Source organism: Micrococcus sp. KT16, assembly GCF_003315015.1.
Classification (GTDB): Bacteria; Actinomycetota; Actinomycetes; order Actinomycetales; family Micrococcaceae; genus Micrococcus; species Micrococcus luteus.
Genome location: NZ_QNRG01000001.1, coordinates 84,730 through 98,783, shown reverse-complemented (window position 1 = coordinate 98,783; position 14,054 = coordinate 84,730). Strand labels below are relative to the sequence as shown.

The following is a 14,054-nucleotide window of genomic DNA, read 5'->3' as shown; positions in this document are numbered from 1 at the left end:
CCCCCAGACATGTCCCGCATCCTGATGATCCTCACCTCGCACGACCAGCTGGGCGACACCGGCCGCAAGACCGGGTTCTGGCTCGAGGAGTTCGCCTCGCCCTACTACGTCTTCACGGACGCCGGCCACGAGGTCACCCTCGCCTCGCCCCGCGGCGGCCAGCCGCCCATCGACCCGACGAGCTCGAAGCCGGAGATGCAGACCGAGGCCACCCGCCGGTTCGACCAGGACGAGGAGGCCAAGGCCGCCCTGGCCCACACCACGCCCCTGGCCCAGGTGGACGTGGACGGGTTCGACGCCGTCTTCTACCCGGGCGGTCACGGCCCGCTGTGGGACCTGGTGTCCGACGCCGACTCCACGCGGATCATCCTCGACAGCGACGCGGCCGGGCGCCCGCTCGGCCTCGTCTGCCACGCGCCCGGGATCCTGCACCCGATCACCGCCGCCGACGGCACCCCGTTCGTGCGCGGCCGTCAGGTCACCGGGTTCACCAACGGCGAGGAGGAGGCCGCCCAGCTGACGGACGTCGTCCCGTTCCTCGTCGAGGACTCGCTGATCGCCGCCGGCGCGGACTACCGCAAGGGCCCGGACGGGGAGAGCTTCGTGGTCACGGACGGCACCCTGGTGACCGGCCAGAACCCGGCCTCCTCCGCCGACGCCGCCCGCCGCCTCCTGGACCTGCTCGCGCGCTGACCCTCCACCGAGCCCGCCGCCCCGACCCCGAGGAGACCACCATGAGCACCCCCACCCGCACGCGCGAGATCCACCTCGCCTCCCGCCCCCACGGCGCCCCGACGCCGGAGAACTTCCGTCTCACGGAGGTCGAGCTCCCCGAGCTCGCCGAGGGCCAGGTCCTCGTGCGCAACACCGTGATGTCCGTGGACCCGTACATGCGCGGCCGCATGAACGACGTCGAGTCCTACGTGCCTCCGTTCCAGCTCGACGCCCCCCTCGACGGCGGCGCGGTGGGCACCGTGATCGCCTCGCGCCACGCGGACGTGCCGGAGGGCACGTCCGTGCTCCACGGCCGCGGCTGGCGCGAGCACGCCGTCCTCGACGGCGACGCCGTCCAGGCCGTGGACACCTCCCAGTTCTCGGACAGCACCTACCTGGGCGTGCTGGGCATGACGGGTCTGACCGCCTACACCGGCCTCGTGCACGTGGCCGAGATGCAGGAGGGCGACGCCGTCTTCATCTCGGGCGCCGCGGGGGCCGTCGGCTCGGTCGCCGGCCAGATCGCCCGCCTGCTGGGCGCCTCGCGCGTGGTCGGCTCGGCGGGCACGCCCGAGAAGGTGGCGCGGGTGAAGGAGCTGGGCTTCGACGCCGCGTTCGACTACCACGACGGCTCGCCCACCGATCTGCTGGCCGAGGCGGCGCCGGAGGGCATCGACGTCTACTTCGACAACGTGGGCGGCGACCACCTCGAGGCCGCCATCGCCGCGATGCGGGTCGACGGCCGCGTGGCGATGTGCGGCGCGATCGCCCAGTACAACTCGACGGAGCCGCCGGCCGCCCCGCGCAACCTCGCCCTGGCGATCGGCAAGTGCCTGACCCTGCGCGGCTTCGTCCTGCAGAAGTACGCAGCGCAGGTCCGCCCCGAGTTCCTGGAGCGCGTGGGCCCGTGGGTCGCCGCCGGGAAGATCCAGTGGGACGAGACCGTCCGGGAGGGTCTGGAGAACGCACCCCAGGCGTTCATCGACCTGCTCGAGGGTGCCAACACGGGGAAGATGCTCGTCCGGCTGTGACGGGCGACGGCGCACTCGGGGGCGGCATGGACACCTTCCGGCATCAGGGCCTGACCTTCGATGTCCGCGACGGCGGGCCGGCCGAGGGGGAGGTGGTCCTGCTGCTGCACGGCTTCCCGCAGGACGCCACGTCCTGGAGGCACGTCGAGCCGCTGCTGCACGCCGCGGGGCTGCGCACCCTCGCGCCGGACCAGCGCGGCTACTCCCCGGGGGCCGCGCCGCGGGCGACGGCGGCCTACCGCCTCCCGGCGCTCGTGGGGGACGCCGTCGCGCTGGCGGACGCGGCGGGGGCGCGGCGCGTCCACGTCGTGGGCCATGACTGGGGCGGCGCCGTCGCCTGGGCACTGGCCACCGCGCACCCCGAGCGCGTCGCGTCCCTGACCGTCCTGTCCACGCCGCACCCGGCCGCCCTGGCCCGCGCCCTGCGCGGCCCGGACCAGCTGCGCCGCAGCTGGTACATCGCCGCCTTCCAGGCACCGTCCCTCCCCGAACGGATCCTCGCGCGACGGCTGGGCTCCCTGCTGCAGCGGGGGCAGGTCCCCGGGGCGGAGCACTACGCCCGCCGGTTCTCCACCCCGCAGAGCCTGCGCGGTCCGGTGAACTGGTATCGGGCGAACCCGGATCTGGTGACCACCACGCGCAGCGCGCCCGTGTCGGTCCCCACCACGTACGTGTGGGGCACCCGGGACGCGGCCCTCGGGCCGCGGGCCGCCGAGCTCACGGCCGGGCAGGTGGCGGGGGAGTACCGGTTCGTGAAGCTCGACGCGGACCACTGGCTGCCCGAGCGCGAGGCGGACGCCGTCGCCCGGGCGATCCTGGACCGGGTGCGCTGACCGCGCTCCGCGCGCGGGCCGCTCCCGCCGTCTCAGCGCGGCCCGACGGCCTCGGTGATTCGGTTCAGCTGGTCCATGAGGACCTGGCGCTCGGCGACGTCGAGGGGGATCCGGGTGAGGGCGTCCACCGGGACCGTCCGGGCGGACGCCCGCAGCGCCCGCCCCTCGTCCGTCAGCCGCACCAGCACGCGCCGCTCGTCGCGGACGTCGCGCTCCCGCGTGACGAGCCCCATGCCGGCCAGGCGCCGCACCAGAGGCGTGATGGTGCCGTTGTCCATGCCGAGCCTGTCCCGCAGCGCGCCGACCCCCAGTGCCCCGGCGGTCTTCGGCGTCGACGCATCCGTCTCGGCCGAGGCGTCACCCTCCGCCTGCCACAGGGTGAGCATCACGAGGTACTGCGGGTAGGTGAGGCCGAGGCGGGACAGCAGGGGGCCGTAGCCGCGCGTGACGGCGCGCGCCGCCCGGTGCAGGGCGAAGCAGAGCTGGTCCTCGAGGGCGAGGCTGGGGGTCGGCGCGGCATCCATGGGAGCGATTCTAGTGGTCGCTGGGGAGCGACTTGGTTGCGCGCGACCTAACAGGGTGGCAGGCTGGAGCCGACTCGTCCCGCACGGGGCGGGCGGATGAAAGGACCTCCCATGGAGACCATCTACACCGCCGAGGCGCTCAGCACCGGCGCCGGCCGCGACGGCCATGTCCGCACCACCGACGGGCGGGTCGACCTCGACCTCGCCGTGCCCACCGAAATGGGCGGCTCCGGCCAGGGCACCAACCCCGAGCAGTTGTTCGCCGCCGGCTACGCCGCGTGCTTCCACTCGGCCCTGCAGATGGTCGCCCGTGCCTCCCGTGCCGACATCACCGACTCCTCCGTCGGCGCGCGCGTGGGCATCGGCCGCCAGGGTGAGGGCTTCGGCCTGGAGGTCACCCTCGAGGTCGTGCTGCCCCATGTCCCCGCGGACCAGGCCCGCGCCCTCATGGAGCAGGCGCACCAGGTGTGCCCCTATTCGAACGCCACCCGGGGCAACATCGACGTCGTCCTCGAGCTCGGGGAGGCGTGATGACGAAGCGTCGGCAGTCCGTCCCCCTCTCGCAGACCGCCGCCCGCCTCGGCCTCGGCGGGTTCATGACCGCCGCAGGGCTGTCCCACCTCACCGTGGCGCGCCGTGAGTTCCGCGCCCAGGTGCCCTCGTGGGTCCCGCTCCCGGCGGACCTCGTGGTGCTCGGATCCGGCGTGGCCGAGATCGGCCTCGGGGCCGCTCTGCTGGCGCTCCCCGGGCAGCGCCGCCTGACCGGCACCGCCCTGGCGGCCTTCTACACCGCGATCTACCCCGGGAACATCGGGCAGTACGCCGAGCGCAAGGACGGCTTCGGGCTGGACACGGACGGTCGCCGCCTGGCGCGGCTGTTCGGCCAGCCCGCCCTCATCGCGGCCGCCCTGTGGGCCGCGGGAATCCCCGAGCGGGAGCAGGGCGGGCGCCGCTGACGCCGTCGCCGGTCCTGCGGCCCTGGGCCGGCTCCGGGCACGTGCCCGGAGCCGGCGTGATCTCACCCCGCCGCGAGGCGCGGCCCGTTCCGCAGGACCTCGACGACCAACCGCAGGGCGATCGGGAAGGCGTCCTCATCCAGCCCGAACCGCGGGTTGTGGTGACCCGCGTCGAAGCCCTTGGCGGCGTTGCCGGCCCCCACGAACACGTACGTGGCGGGCGCGGTCCGGGAGAAGGCCGCGAAGTCCTCGCCGCCGAGCATCGGCGGGTCGGTGATCACCGAGCCCGGGAACAGGTCCTCGCACAGCTCATGGACCACAGCGGTGCGGGCCGGGTCGTTCCACACCATGTCGTAGCCGCGCAGATAGTCCAGCTCGCAGCGCAGACCGGGGTTCGCCGTCTCCAGGCCGCGGACCATGTCCCGCATCGCCGCCTCGACCGTGTCCCGCACCTCGTCGTCGTGCGTGCGGACCACTCCACCGATGTGCGCCTCCGGCGGGTACACGTTCAGCGCCGACTGACGCCCGGCGTCCATCCAGGTGGTGGACACCACGCACGGGTCCAGGCCGGCCACCCGGCGGGACGGGATGAGCAGGAACTGCTGGATCAGGGAGCTGGCCGCGGTGACCACGTCCACGGCGTCCTCCGGGGTGGACGCGTGGGCGCCCTCGCCCCGCAGGTGCACCTCGAACAGGTCCGAGTTCGCCGAGGCCGGGCCGGGCTTGATGTCCACCGTGCCCGTGGGGAGGGTGCTCCAGTAGTGGAAGCCGAAGAAGTAGTCGACGTCCGCGAACCGGCCCGTCTCCACCATCTCCTTGGCGCCGCCGGGCGGGGTCTCCTCCGCATGCTGGAAGATGCCGAGCACGGTGCCGGTCAGCTCGTCCCGGTGGTCGTGCGCCCAGACCAGGGCGGACATGATGGTGGCCGTGTGGCCGTCGTGACCGCAGCCGTGCATGCGACCCGGCGTCGTCGAGGCGAAGTCCAGGTCGGGGCGGTCCTCGGTCATGGCCAGCCCGTCGATGTCCGCGCGCAGACCCAGGGTGGGGCCGGGGCGGCCGGTGTCCAGGGTCACCACGAGGCTCGTCGGCGTGAGGTTCTCGAACGTGGCGCCCGGCAGGCGCGGCTCGAGCTCGGCACGGATGTAGCGGACGGTCTCGTGCTCCTCGAACGAGGCCTCCGGGTGCTGGTGCAGGTGACGGCGCCAGGCGACGAGCTGGCCCTGGTAGGCGTCGATGTCGGCGGACATGGGGGTCTCCTCTCGGTCGGGGCGGGGCGGGGCGTCACGGGGTGGGCAGGTGGATGGGACCGTCCGGCCCCATCGGCCAGCCCAGCAGGTACCAGACGACCATCATGGCGGTCCACACCAGGCCCATCGCGAGCGAATAGGGCACCAGCGTGGAGATGAACGTGCCGATGCCGAGCTTCTTGTCGTAGCGCTGGGCGTAGGTCAGCACGAGCGCGAAGTACGGGAACATGGGCGTGATCGGGTTCGTGACGGCGTCGCCGATGCGGTACACCATCTGCGTGAACGCCGGGTGGTAGCCCAGCAGCATCATCATCGGGATGAAGATCGGCGCCAGGATCGCCCACTTGGCGGAGGCCGACCCGACGAAGAGGTTCACGACGGCGGAGATCGCGATGATCCCGAGGATCAGCACGATGCCGTCCTGACCCTGGAGCAGTTCGGCGCCGCGGATGGCCAGGATGGCGCCCATGTTGGACGCGCTCACGTAGGACAGCAGCTGCGAGGCGAAGAACACGACGACGATGAAGCTGGCCATCGTGGCCATGGACTCCACCATCATGCGGGCGACGTCCGAGGAGCCCGTGATCGTCTTGGCCCGGACCCCGTAGACCAGCCCCGGGATGAAGAACGCCAGGGCAAGGATCAGCCCGATGCCGTTCATCAGGGGCGCGTCGGTGGTCAGGGAGCCGGTCTCCGCGTTGCGCAGGAACGAGCCCTGGGGGATGCAGGCGGCCACCACGAGCGCGGCGAACAGCGCCAGCGCCACCAGGGCCCAGCGGTTGGCCCGGCGCTGGACGTCGGTGATCTCCATGTCCCCGGCCTCGACGTCGTCCGCCTCCTGGTAGGCGCCCAGGCGGGGGATCGCGACCTTGGTGGTGATGAGCCACAGCACCGGCAGGAGGACGACGACGGAGGCGGCGATGAACCACCAGTTCATCGGGACGGTCGTCTCGATGTCGGGATCGATGATGACCGCGGCCTCCTGGGTGAAGCCCTGGACCAGGGCGTCGGACATGCCGATCATCAGGTTCGCCGCGAAGCCCCCGGTCGCGGCCGCGTAGGCCAGGGCGATGCCGGCGATCGGGTGCCAGCCCAGCTTGTGGAAGATCAGGGCGGCCAGCGGGGGCAGCACGATCGGGGCGGCGTCGCCGGCGATGTTGCCCAGCAGGCCGATGAGCGCGATCGCGGGGATGATCAGGCCCTTGGGGGCGCTGGTCATGGACTGCGTCAGGCCGACCTCGAACCAGCCCGACCGCTCGGCCACGCCGATGCCGAGCATGATGATGAGCACCTGTCCCAGCGGGGCGAAGGCGCCGAAGGTCTTGGCGGCGTCGCCGATGACGACGCGCATGCCCTCCGTGCTGAGCAGATTGGTCGCCACGAGGGTCTCACCCGTGCCCGGATGGACCGCGCTCCAGCCGCCCAGGCCGGCCACGGCGGACGCCACCAGGGTCAGGGCGCAGAGGCCCGCGAAGATGATGATCGGGTCCGGGAGCTTGTTGCCGCTCCATTCGATCACGTTGAGGAACCTGTTGAGCAGGCCCCCGGGGGCGCGATTCCGGGGTGAGGCGTCGGCGGCGGTGGACCCACCGGTGGGCGAGGTCATGGGACTCCTCCGAGGTGCGAGAGACGGTGAGACCTCGGCCACAGGGGCGAGGTACGGCCCACTGTAGGGTGCCCCGTCGCAGGTGTCCCGCAGGTGTCCCGCAGGTGTCCGGACCGGCGGGCCGTCAGCCGTGACGCATCGTCCCGGTCTCGAGGAAGCGCTGGTGCCAGGACAGGGCCTCGCCCAACAGGTGCGGGGTGTGCAGGCCGCCCGACTCGCGCATCGCGCGGTCGAAGTAGTCCCGCAGCGGCTCCCTGTAGTCCGGGTGCGCGCACGTGTCGATGATCGTGCGGGCGCGCTGCTTGGGGGAGAGACCGCGCAGGTCCGCCAGCCCCTGCTCGGTGACCACCACGTGCACGTCGTGCTCGGTGTGGTCCACGTGCGAGACCATCGGCACGATGCAGGAGATGTCCCCGCCCTTGGCCGTGGACGGGGTGAGGAAGAACGAGGTGAACGCGTTGCGGGCGAAGTCGCCGGAGCCGCCGAGGCCGTTCATCATCTTCGTGCCCATCAGGTGCGTGGAGTTCACGTTGCCGTACAGGTCGGCCTCGAGCATGCCGTTCATGGCGAGGATGCCGAGCCGGCGCACGAGCTCGGGGTGGTTGGAGATCTCCTGGGTGCGCAGGATCAGCTTGTCCCGATACTTCGCGGCGTTGTCGTTGAACCGTTCGGCGGCCTCGGTGGACAGGGAGAACGCGGTCGCGGACGCGGTCGCCAGGGTGCCGGAGTCCAGGGCGTCGAGCATGCCGTCCTGCACCACCTCGGTGAACGCGGACAGGCCCGTGAACCGGGACTTCACCAGCTCGGACATCACCGCGTTCGCGATGTTGCCCACGCCCGACTGCAGCGGCAGCAGCCGCTCGTCGTACCGGCCCTGGGCCACCTCGTGCTCGAAGAACTCCACGAGGTGCTGGGCGATCGCGATCGAGTCCGCGTCGGCGGGCTTGAAGGCAGAGTTGCGGTCCGGGGCGTGGGTCTCGACGACGGCCACCACCTTGGCCGGATCGCACCGCAGGTACGTCTCACCGATGCGGTCTGCCGGGTGGGTGAGCATGATCGGCGAGCGGTGCGGGGGCAGCGCGGTGCCGTAGTAGACGTCATGCAGACCCTCGAGGTCCTCGCTCTGCCACGAGTTGACCTCGAGGATCACCTGATCCGCCAGGTCGATCCAGGACTTGTTGTTGCCCACGGAGGAGCTGGGGACGAGACGGCCGTCCTCGCGGATCCCGGACACCTCGATCACCGCGGTGGTCATGGGCCCGTAGAAGCCGTTCCACACGGCCTGCGCCAGGTGGGACAGGTGCGTGTCGATGTACTCGATGGCGCCCGCGTTGATCTTGGCGCGCATCGTCGGGTCCGACTGGAACGGGGTGCGCAGCGCGACGGCGTCCGCCTCGGCCAGCGCACCGTCCATCTCCGCGGAGGTGGACGCCCCCGTGTGGAGGTTGATGCGGAACTCCTCGCCGCGCGCGTGCAGCTCCTTGGCCCGCTCGGCCAGCGCCATCGGCACGGCCTTCGGGTAGCCGGACCCGGTGAACCCGCTCATGCCCACGGTGGTGCCGTGCTGGATGAACGCCGCCGCCTCCGCGGCGGACATCACCTTCGACCGGAGGCCGGGGTGGTGGATGCGGGACGACATGGGTGAGGCCTCCGTGCGGGTGAGACGAGTCGAGCGAGAGCGCTGTGACGTGGAACAGCGATCAGCGTACCCGCGTCACGGGTGGCCGTGGGGATGATCACGCCGGAGGTGACCGAGCCCGACCTGCGTGATCGACGACGGCGAACAGGGCTCGGCACTCCGGGTCGGCGCGCCTAGGCTCGGCGGCATGCGAGCACTCGTCCTCCAGTCCTACGGCGGCCGTGAGGCCATGGCCCTCACCGACGTCCCCGCCCCCACGGCCGGCGCCGGCGAGGTGCTGATCCGCACCCGCGCGGTCGGCCTCAACCCCGTCGACGCGATGCATCGCGAAGGCGACTTCAAGGCCATCGCCCCCGACGACTTCCCCACGGTCGCCGGCAACGAGCTCAGCGGCATCGTCGAGACCGTGGGCGCCGGGGTGACCGCGTTCGCCCCGGGTGACGCGGTGATCACCCGCGTGGACCCCTCCGGCCACGGGGCATTCGCCGAGCTGGCCGCGGTGCGCGCGGACTGGGTGGCCGCCGCGCCCGCCCGCATGCCCCTGACGGACGCGGCCGGCCTGCCGCTCGCCGGCCTGACCGCTCAGCAGGCACTCGGCCCGGAGCACCTGGACCTGCAGCCCGGGGAGCGGTTGCTGATCACCGGGGCCGCCGGCGGCGTCGGGCTGATCGCCACGCGCCTGGCACACCTGCGCGGCGCGCACGTGACCGTGACCGCCTCCGCGGCGGGTGAGCCGTACGTCCGCGAGGCCGGCGCCGACGCGGTGATCGACTATCGCGCCCGCACCGTCGCAGAGGGGGGCGAACGCTTCGACAAGGTGTTCGACCTCATCGGCGGTGATCAGATGGCCGAGCTGCTCGGCTCGATCGAGCCCGGCGGCCGGCTGGTGACCATCGCGGGCCCGCCGAGCCCCGGCAGCCTTCGTGAGACCGCGCGCCCGTCGCGTCGGCCGCTGGCCGCCGTCGTCTCCCGGGTGGTCAGTGCGAAGGTGCGCCGGGCCGCGAAGAAGGCCGGGGTGACCTACGAGTTCTTCCTCATGCATCCGGACGGGGCGGGCCTGGCCGAGCTCGTTCGGCTCGTGGACGCCGGCGAGCTGGCCGTGACCGTGGACAGCCGCTACCCCCTGGCCGACTGGGAGCAGGCGTTCGAGCGTCTCGAATCCCACCATGCCAAGGGCAAGGTGCTGCTCGAGTTCTGACCGGCGGGCGCGTCGGCGCCGGCCTGCCCGGGCCGGCACCGCCTCGTATCCTGGCCTCGTGCACCCGTCTGTGAGCGAGCCCCTCACCCGACTGCCGGACGGCACCGTCAAGCAGCGCAACCCCTTCACCGGTACCGAGGTCTGGACCGTGCCCGGCCGCGGCCACCGCCCGCTCGGCCTCGTCCGGCCCGCCCCGCAGCCGCTCGACCCCGCCCAGCACGGCCGGCACTGCGCCTTCTGCGAGCACCGGATGCTGGAGACGCCGCCGGAGAAGTCACGCATCGTCTCCATGAGGGCCGACGACGGCGCCCCGGCCTGGCAGATCCTGCGGCACCCGGCCGCGGAGCGGCTCGAGGAGACGACCCCGGCCTTTCGCCGGGTCCCCAACCTCTTCGAGATCCTCAGCTACGACTACTGGCGTCTCAACCACGGCTATGAACTTCCCCCGGACGCGCGCCGCCGCCGTGACGAATACCTGGCCACCGAGGCCGGCCGCGCCCACGTGCGCGCCGTCGTCGCCGCGAAGCTGCGCGCCTCCGGCCGCTCCACCGAGGAGGCTGCAGCGATGTCCGAGGCGGAGCTGATCGCGGCGTCGGCCGCATTCTTCGGCGGCACGCACGACGTGGTGATCGCCCGGCGGCACTTCGTCGACGACGCCGTGGACGACCACCAGCTCGCCTCCTCGGGCACCCTCACCCCGGACGAGCACCACGCCTTCCTGGCCCTCACCGCCGACGCGATGCGGGACCTCTACGCGACCACGCCCGCCGTGCGGTACGTCTCCGTGTTCCAGAACTGGCTCAAGCCCGCCGGCGCCTCCTTCGACCACCTGCACAAGCAGCTCGTGGCCATCGACGAGATCGGCGCGCAGAACGCCGCCGCCCTCGACCGGCTGCGCGAGGACCCGCAGGTCTTCAACCACGCCGCGCTGGACGTCGCCGTGGCGCACGACCTCGTCATCGCCGAGAACGAGCACGCCGTGATGTTCGCCGGCTTCGGCCACCGGTACCCGACGGTCGAGGTCTACTCCACGAGCCCGGTGGGGGAGCCGTGGCGGCAGGACCCGGCCGAGCTGCGCGGCATGTCCGACCTGCTGCACGCCGCCCACGCGGCCACCGGCCCGGACGTCCCCTCCAACGAGGAGTGGCACACCCGCCCGCCCGGCGTCGCGGACCCGATGCCGTGGCGCGTGATGCTCAAGTGGCGCGTCTCCACCCTCGCCGGCTTCGAGGGCGCCACCAAGATCAACGTCAACACCCTCAGCCCGTGGGACGTGCGGGACCGGGTGCTGGCGAGGCTGCGGGAGCTGCGGGCGGCGGGCGCGCTCGCGGACGGGATGCGGATCGGGGCCGACGCGCGGGTCCGGCCGGGCATGCTCCGGTACGCGGACTGAGCGGCGGGGCCCGTCCCTCCGCGCGGTCGGTAGCGTGGGCGTCATGGCCCTCCACCTGCAGCGCTACCGCGAGATCGCCCACGTCATGGCCCGCAACGGCCTCATGGCCACGGCCGTGCAGGCCGGGCTCTCCCGGTGGCTGCCCCTCGAGGAGGGGGAGCCGCACCTGGGCATCGACGCCGAGGCCCGCCCCGAGCTGTTCGTGCGCACGTTCGAGGAGCTGGGCGTCACCTTCGTGAAGCTCGGGCAGCTGATCTCGGCGCGCCCGGACGTGTTCCCCGAGGCCTACTGCGCGGCGTTCGCCCGCCTCACGGACAGCACGTCGGCGGTGCCCTTCGAGGCCGTCGCCCGGACGGTCGAGGAGGACCTCGGCGCCGACGTCGACACCCTGTTCGCCTGGTTCGACCGGGCGCCCCTGGCCACCGCCTCCATCGGTCAGGCCCACCGCGCGCGCCTGCATGACGGGCGCGCCGTCGTCGTGAAGGTCCGCAAGCCCGGTGTGGTGGAGCAGGTCCAGGCGGACCTGGAGATCCTGCGGACGCTGGCGGCCACGTGGTCGCGGGCCTCACGGACCTTCGCCGACCTGGACGTGCCGGCCATGGTGGACGAGTTCGACCGCTCGCTGCGCGCCGAGCTCGACTACGTGGTGGAGGCGCGGGCCTGCGAGGAGATCGCCGCCGGCTTCCGGGACACCCCGGGCGTGCGGTTCCCGTGGATCGAGTGGGACCTGACCACCTCGCGCGTGCTGACCATGCAGGAGCTCTCCGGGCTGCGCGTGGACGACCTGGCCGGACTCGACGCCGCCGGCATCGACCGGGAGGAGCTGGCGTACCGGGCCGCCGACGTGCTGCTGGCCATGGTGTTCGAGCACGGCGTGTTCCATGCGGACCCGCACCCGGGCAACCTGTTCATCGAGCCGGACGGGACCGTCGGGTTCATCGACTTCGGCTCCGTGGGGCGGATCTCCCCGTCCCTTCGACGCCGGTTCGCGGGCCTGGCCATGGCGCTGGCCCGGCAGGACACCGACGGGCTGGTGCGGGCCCTGCTGGACATCGCCCCGCCGCGCGGCCCGGTGGACCGCCGTCGGCTCCGGCTGGAGGTGGCCCGGATCGTCGGCCGCCTCGAGGGGCGCGAGCTCGAGGACATCCGCGTGGCGCAGCTGATCTCGGAGATCTTCGCCCTGGTGCGGCGCCACCGGCTGTCCCTGCCGCCCGAGCTCGTGCAGCTGCTGCGGATGCTGATCATCGTGGACGGCATCGGCCGCCGCCTGCACCCCGGCTTCGACTACACCCGCGTGCTCGACCCGTTCGCCCTGCGCCTCGTGGGGGAGCACCTCGACCCCCGGCGGGTGGCGGGCCGGATCGGCCGGGCCACGATCGCGGCGGCCGAGCTCGGCATCGACCTGCCGGAGTACGCCCGCAAGGTGATGGAACGCATCGACGACGGCGGGATCGACGTCACCGTCCGCGCGAGCGAGCTCGAGCCGCTCGTGACGCGCCTCGAGCGGACGGGCGACCGGGTGGTGGCCGCCATGGTGGTGGCCGCGATGATCACCGGCGGCACGAACGTGCTCGTGGCGTACAAGGACCGGCTCGGCCGCTTCGCCGGGCCGGTGGTGGCCGCCGGCGGCGCCGCCCTGACCGGCGGCAGCGCCTATCTGGCCTGGATCAGCCGCCCGCGGCGTCGCCCCCGCTGAGGGCCACGGGCGGGGTCAGTCGTCGGGATCATGCCCGCACCAGGCCGACCGCGGCGCAGGCCGTCTCGAAGTCGTCGAGGCCGAACGCCTGGATCGGGCTGACGACGCCGGCCTCGCGGGCCCGGCCTGCGGCGAGCTGACGGGCGCCCCAGGCCATGAGGTCCCCGGTCAACGTGTAGGCGTTGGGGCCGCGCAGGTGCACGTCCGCCACGACGCGGCCGGCCGCGTCCCGCGCGATCGCCCCGACTCGGGAGCCCGTGCGGGCCCGGTCCGCGGCGTCGGGGCCACCCGGGTCCCCGGCCAGGGGCCGCAGCAGGGCCTGCACGCCGCGGGCGACGCCGGGGAGCCACCCCACCGCGCCGAGGGCGGCCGCGCCGATCTGCGTGGGCCGGGCCGGGAACCAGCCGTTGAAGACCTCGACCTCATCCAGGCCGGGCTGCATCCGCGGCAGGAACAGGGACTCCGTGCCGCCGAACAGCACGCCGCGGCGGTCCTGCCCGTCGACCCGGAAGACGGCCGACCGGCTGGCCAGGCCCGTGGTCGCCAGCCGCCCGCCGCGCCACGTGATCGTCCGCTCGGTGAGGGCGTCCACCATCGTCTGCCGCGTCCCGTGGCTGAGGTCGACGCGGGGGTCCAGCTCGCCGTCGGCGAAGTAGCCGATCTGCAGGGACCGCGCCCGTCCGGCGGCCTCCGCCAGCGCGAGCCCGCCCGCCAGCATGCCCGGCGCGTAGTCGAAGCCGAGGGCGGGCAGCAGGGTGGCACCCGTGCGTCGGGCGGTGGCGTCCAGGTCCGCCTTGAGGTCCTTGACGAAGCCGATCTCACCGGTCGAGTCCACGTAGTGCGCGCCCCGCTCCGCGGCGGCGCGGGCGACGGGTCGGCCGTAGCGTTCGAAGGGGCCGACCGTGGAGACCAGCACATCGCCCTCTGTGACCAGGGCCCTCAGCGAGGTGGGGTCCCCGGCGTCGGCGACGGCGACCTCCAGCCCGTCGTGCTGCGTCGCCGCGTGCTGGAGCGAGTCCCGGTTCCGGCCCGCCAGCACGGGCCGTGCACCCTGGGCCAGGAGGGCGTCCACGACGAGGGATCCGGCGTAGCCCGTCGCGCCGAGCACGATGATGCGCGGGACGCCGGGATGGTCGAGATGCAGGGGAGAATCCGTCATGCCCTCTTACAGCTAGGCCGCGCATGCGGAGACCTCACGGGCTCGGCGACGCCGATCC

13 protein-coding genes are annotated in these 14,054 nt (G+C 73.1%); 8 read left to right on the top strand and 5 right to left on the bottom strand.

The genetic code is table 11. The annotated features are described in order from the left end of the window. Nucleotides 1-9: 9 nt before the first annotated feature. From DE149_RS00435 to DE149_RS00425, 3 genes are read left to right on the top strand one after another with little or no spacing between them, the layout of a single operon-like run. The gene (locus tag DE149_RS00435; protein ID WP_069941694.1) at nucleotides 10-693 is read left to right on the top strand and encodes a type 1 glutamine amidotransferase domain-containing protein; all 684 of its coding nucleotides are present in this window, start codon (nucleotides 10-12) and stop codon (nucleotides 691-693) included. Between the two features lie 41 nt (nucleotides 694-734). Next, nucleotides 735-1,745 carry an NADP-dependent oxidoreductase gene (locus tag DE149_RS00430; RefSeq protein WP_060973485.1) on the top strand — a complete coding sequence of 337 codons (1,011 nt, stop codon included), beginning with the start codon at nucleotides 735-737 and terminating at the stop codon, nucleotides 1,743-1,745. Between the two features lie 26 nt (nucleotides 1,746-1,771). Beyond that, nucleotides 1,772-2,578 (top strand): alpha/beta fold hydrolase, encoded by an 807-nt coding sequence (locus tag DE149_RS00425; RefSeq protein ID WP_060973487.1) that lies wholly within the window; start codon nucleotides 1,772-1,774, stop codon nucleotides 2,576-2,578. 32 nt (nucleotides 2,579-2,610) lie between these two features. Here DE149_RS00425 and DE149_RS00420 read toward each other — a convergent pair whose 3' ends face one another. Further along, nucleotides 2,611-3,102: a MarR family winged helix-turn-helix transcriptional regulator gene (locus tag DE149_RS00420; protein WP_041103948.1), complete on the bottom strand. Its 492-nt coding sequence runs from the start codon at nucleotides 3,100-3,102 to the stop codon at nucleotides 2,611-2,613. A gap of 111 nt (nucleotides 3,103-3,213) precedes the next feature. On the opposite strand from DE149_RS00420, the gene DE149_RS00415 reads away from it, so the two are divergent. Then, complete coding sequence (locus DE149_RS00415; protein ID WP_017487949.1) at nucleotides 3,214-3,633, top strand: organic hydroperoxide resistance protein; 420 nt, start codon at nucleotides 3,214-3,216, stop codon at nucleotides 3,631-3,633. Next, a complete protein-coding gene (locus DE149_RS00410) occupies nucleotides 3,633-4,058 on the top strand; it encodes a hypothetical protein (RefSeq protein WP_065573496.1) in 426 nt (141 codons plus the stop codon). Before DE149_RS00415 ends, DE149_RS00410 begins: the two co-directional genes overlap by 1 nt. Before the next feature lie 62 nt (nucleotides 4,059-4,120). Here DE149_RS00410 and DE149_RS00405 read toward each other — a convergent pair whose 3' ends face one another. From DE149_RS00405 to DE149_RS00395, 3 genes are all read right to left on the bottom strand, one after another. Then, nucleotides 4,121-5,305 (bottom strand): M20 family metallopeptidase, encoded by a 1,185-nt coding sequence (locus DE149_RS00405; RefSeq protein WP_113913754.1) that lies wholly within the window; start codon nucleotides 5,303-5,305, stop codon nucleotides 4,121-4,123. A gap of 34 nt (nucleotides 5,306-5,339) precedes the next feature. After that, nucleotides 5,340-6,911, bottom strand: coding sequence for an AbgT family transporter (locus tag DE149_RS00400; RefSeq protein ID WP_113913753.1), 1,572 nt, complete (start codon nucleotides 6,909-6,911; stop codon nucleotides 5,340-5,342). 124 nt (nucleotides 6,912-7,035) lie between these two features. Beyond that, nucleotides 7,036-8,550 carry an acetyl-CoA hydrolase/transferase family protein gene (locus DE149_RS00395; protein ID WP_113913752.1) on the bottom strand — a complete coding sequence of 505 codons (1,515 nt, stop codon included), beginning with the start codon at nucleotides 8,548-8,550 and terminating at the stop codon, nucleotides 7,036-7,038. Nucleotides 8,551-8,737: 187 nt separating this feature from the next. Here DE149_RS00395 and DE149_RS00390 point away from each other — a divergent pair, with 187 nt between their 5' ends. From DE149_RS00390 to DE149_RS00380, 3 genes are all read left to right on the top strand, one after another. Further along, a complete protein-coding gene (locus DE149_RS00390; protein ID WP_113913751.1) occupies nucleotides 8,738-9,748 on the top strand; it encodes an NADP-dependent oxidoreductase in 1,011 nt (336 codons plus the stop codon). Between the two features lie 70 nt (nucleotides 9,749-9,818). Beyond that, a complete protein-coding gene (locus DE149_RS00385; protein ID WP_170747997.1) occupies nucleotides 9,819-11,141 on the top strand; it encodes a DUF4921 family protein in 1,323 nt (440 codons plus the stop codon). Between the two features lie 43 nt (nucleotides 11,142-11,184). Beyond that, entirely contained in the window at nucleotides 11,185-12,837 is a 1,653-nt protein-coding gene (locus DE149_RS00380; RefSeq protein WP_036338696.1) for an AarF/ABC1/UbiB kinase family protein, read from the top strand. Between the two features lie 28 nt (nucleotides 12,838-12,865). On the opposite strand, the gene DE149_RS00375 is transcribed toward DE149_RS00380, so the two are convergent. Further along, a complete protein-coding gene (locus DE149_RS00375) occupies nucleotides 12,866-13,996 on the bottom strand; it encodes a trans-acting enoyl reductase family protein (RefSeq protein WP_113913750.1) in 1,131 nt (376 codons plus the stop codon). Nucleotides 13,997-14,054: the final 58 nt, after the last annotated feature.

Excerpts from the sequence above, each read along its gene's own strand:
- DE149_RS00425 (WP_060973487.1), top strand. The coding sequence starts at position 1,772 with ATGGACACCTTCCGGCATCAGGGCCTGACCTTCGATGTCCGCGACGGC.
- DE149_RS00375 (WP_113913750.1), bottom strand. The coding sequence starts at position 13,996 with ATGACGGATTCTCCCCTGCATCTCGACCATCCCGGCGTCCCGCGCATC.
- DE149_RS00380 (WP_036338696.1), top strand. The coding sequence starts at position 11,185 with ATGGCCCTCCACCTGCAGCGCTACCGCGAGATCGCCCACGTCATGGCC.
- DE149_RS00415 (WP_017487949.1), top strand. The coding sequence starts at position 3,214 with ATGGAGACCATCTACACCGCCGAGGCGCTCAGCACCGGCGCCGGCCGC.
- DE149_RS00410 (WP_065573496.1), top strand. The coding sequence starts at position 3,633 with ATGACGAAGCGTCGGCAGTCCGTCCCCCTCTCGCAGACCGCCGCCCGC.
- DE149_RS00430 (WP_060973485.1), top strand. The coding sequence starts at position 735 with ATGAGCACCCCCACCCGCACGCGCGAGATCCACCTCGCCTCCCGCCCC.
- DE149_RS00435 (WP_069941694.1), top strand. The coding sequence starts at position 10 with ATGTCCCGCATCCTGATGATCCTCACCTCGCACGACCAGCTGGGCGAC.
- DE149_RS00420 (WP_041103948.1), bottom strand. The coding sequence starts at position 3,102 with ATGGATGCCGCGCCGACCCCCAGCCTCGCCCTCGAGGACCAGCTCTGC.
- DE149_RS00405 (WP_113913754.1), bottom strand. The coding sequence starts at position 5,305 with ATGTCCGCCGACATCGACGCCTACCAGGGCCAGCTCGTCGCCTGGCGC.
- DE149_RS00395 (WP_113913752.1), bottom strand. The coding sequence starts at position 8,550 with ATGTCGTCCCGCATCCACCACCCCGGCCTCCGGTCGAAGGTGATGTCC.
- DE149_RS00390 (WP_113913751.1), top strand. The coding sequence starts at position 8,738 with ATGCGAGCACTCGTCCTCCAGTCCTACGGCGGCCGTGAGGCCATGGCC.
- DE149_RS00400 (WP_113913753.1), bottom strand. The coding sequence starts at position 6,911 with ATGACCTCGCCCACCGGTGGGTCCACCGCCGCCGACGCCTCACCCCGG.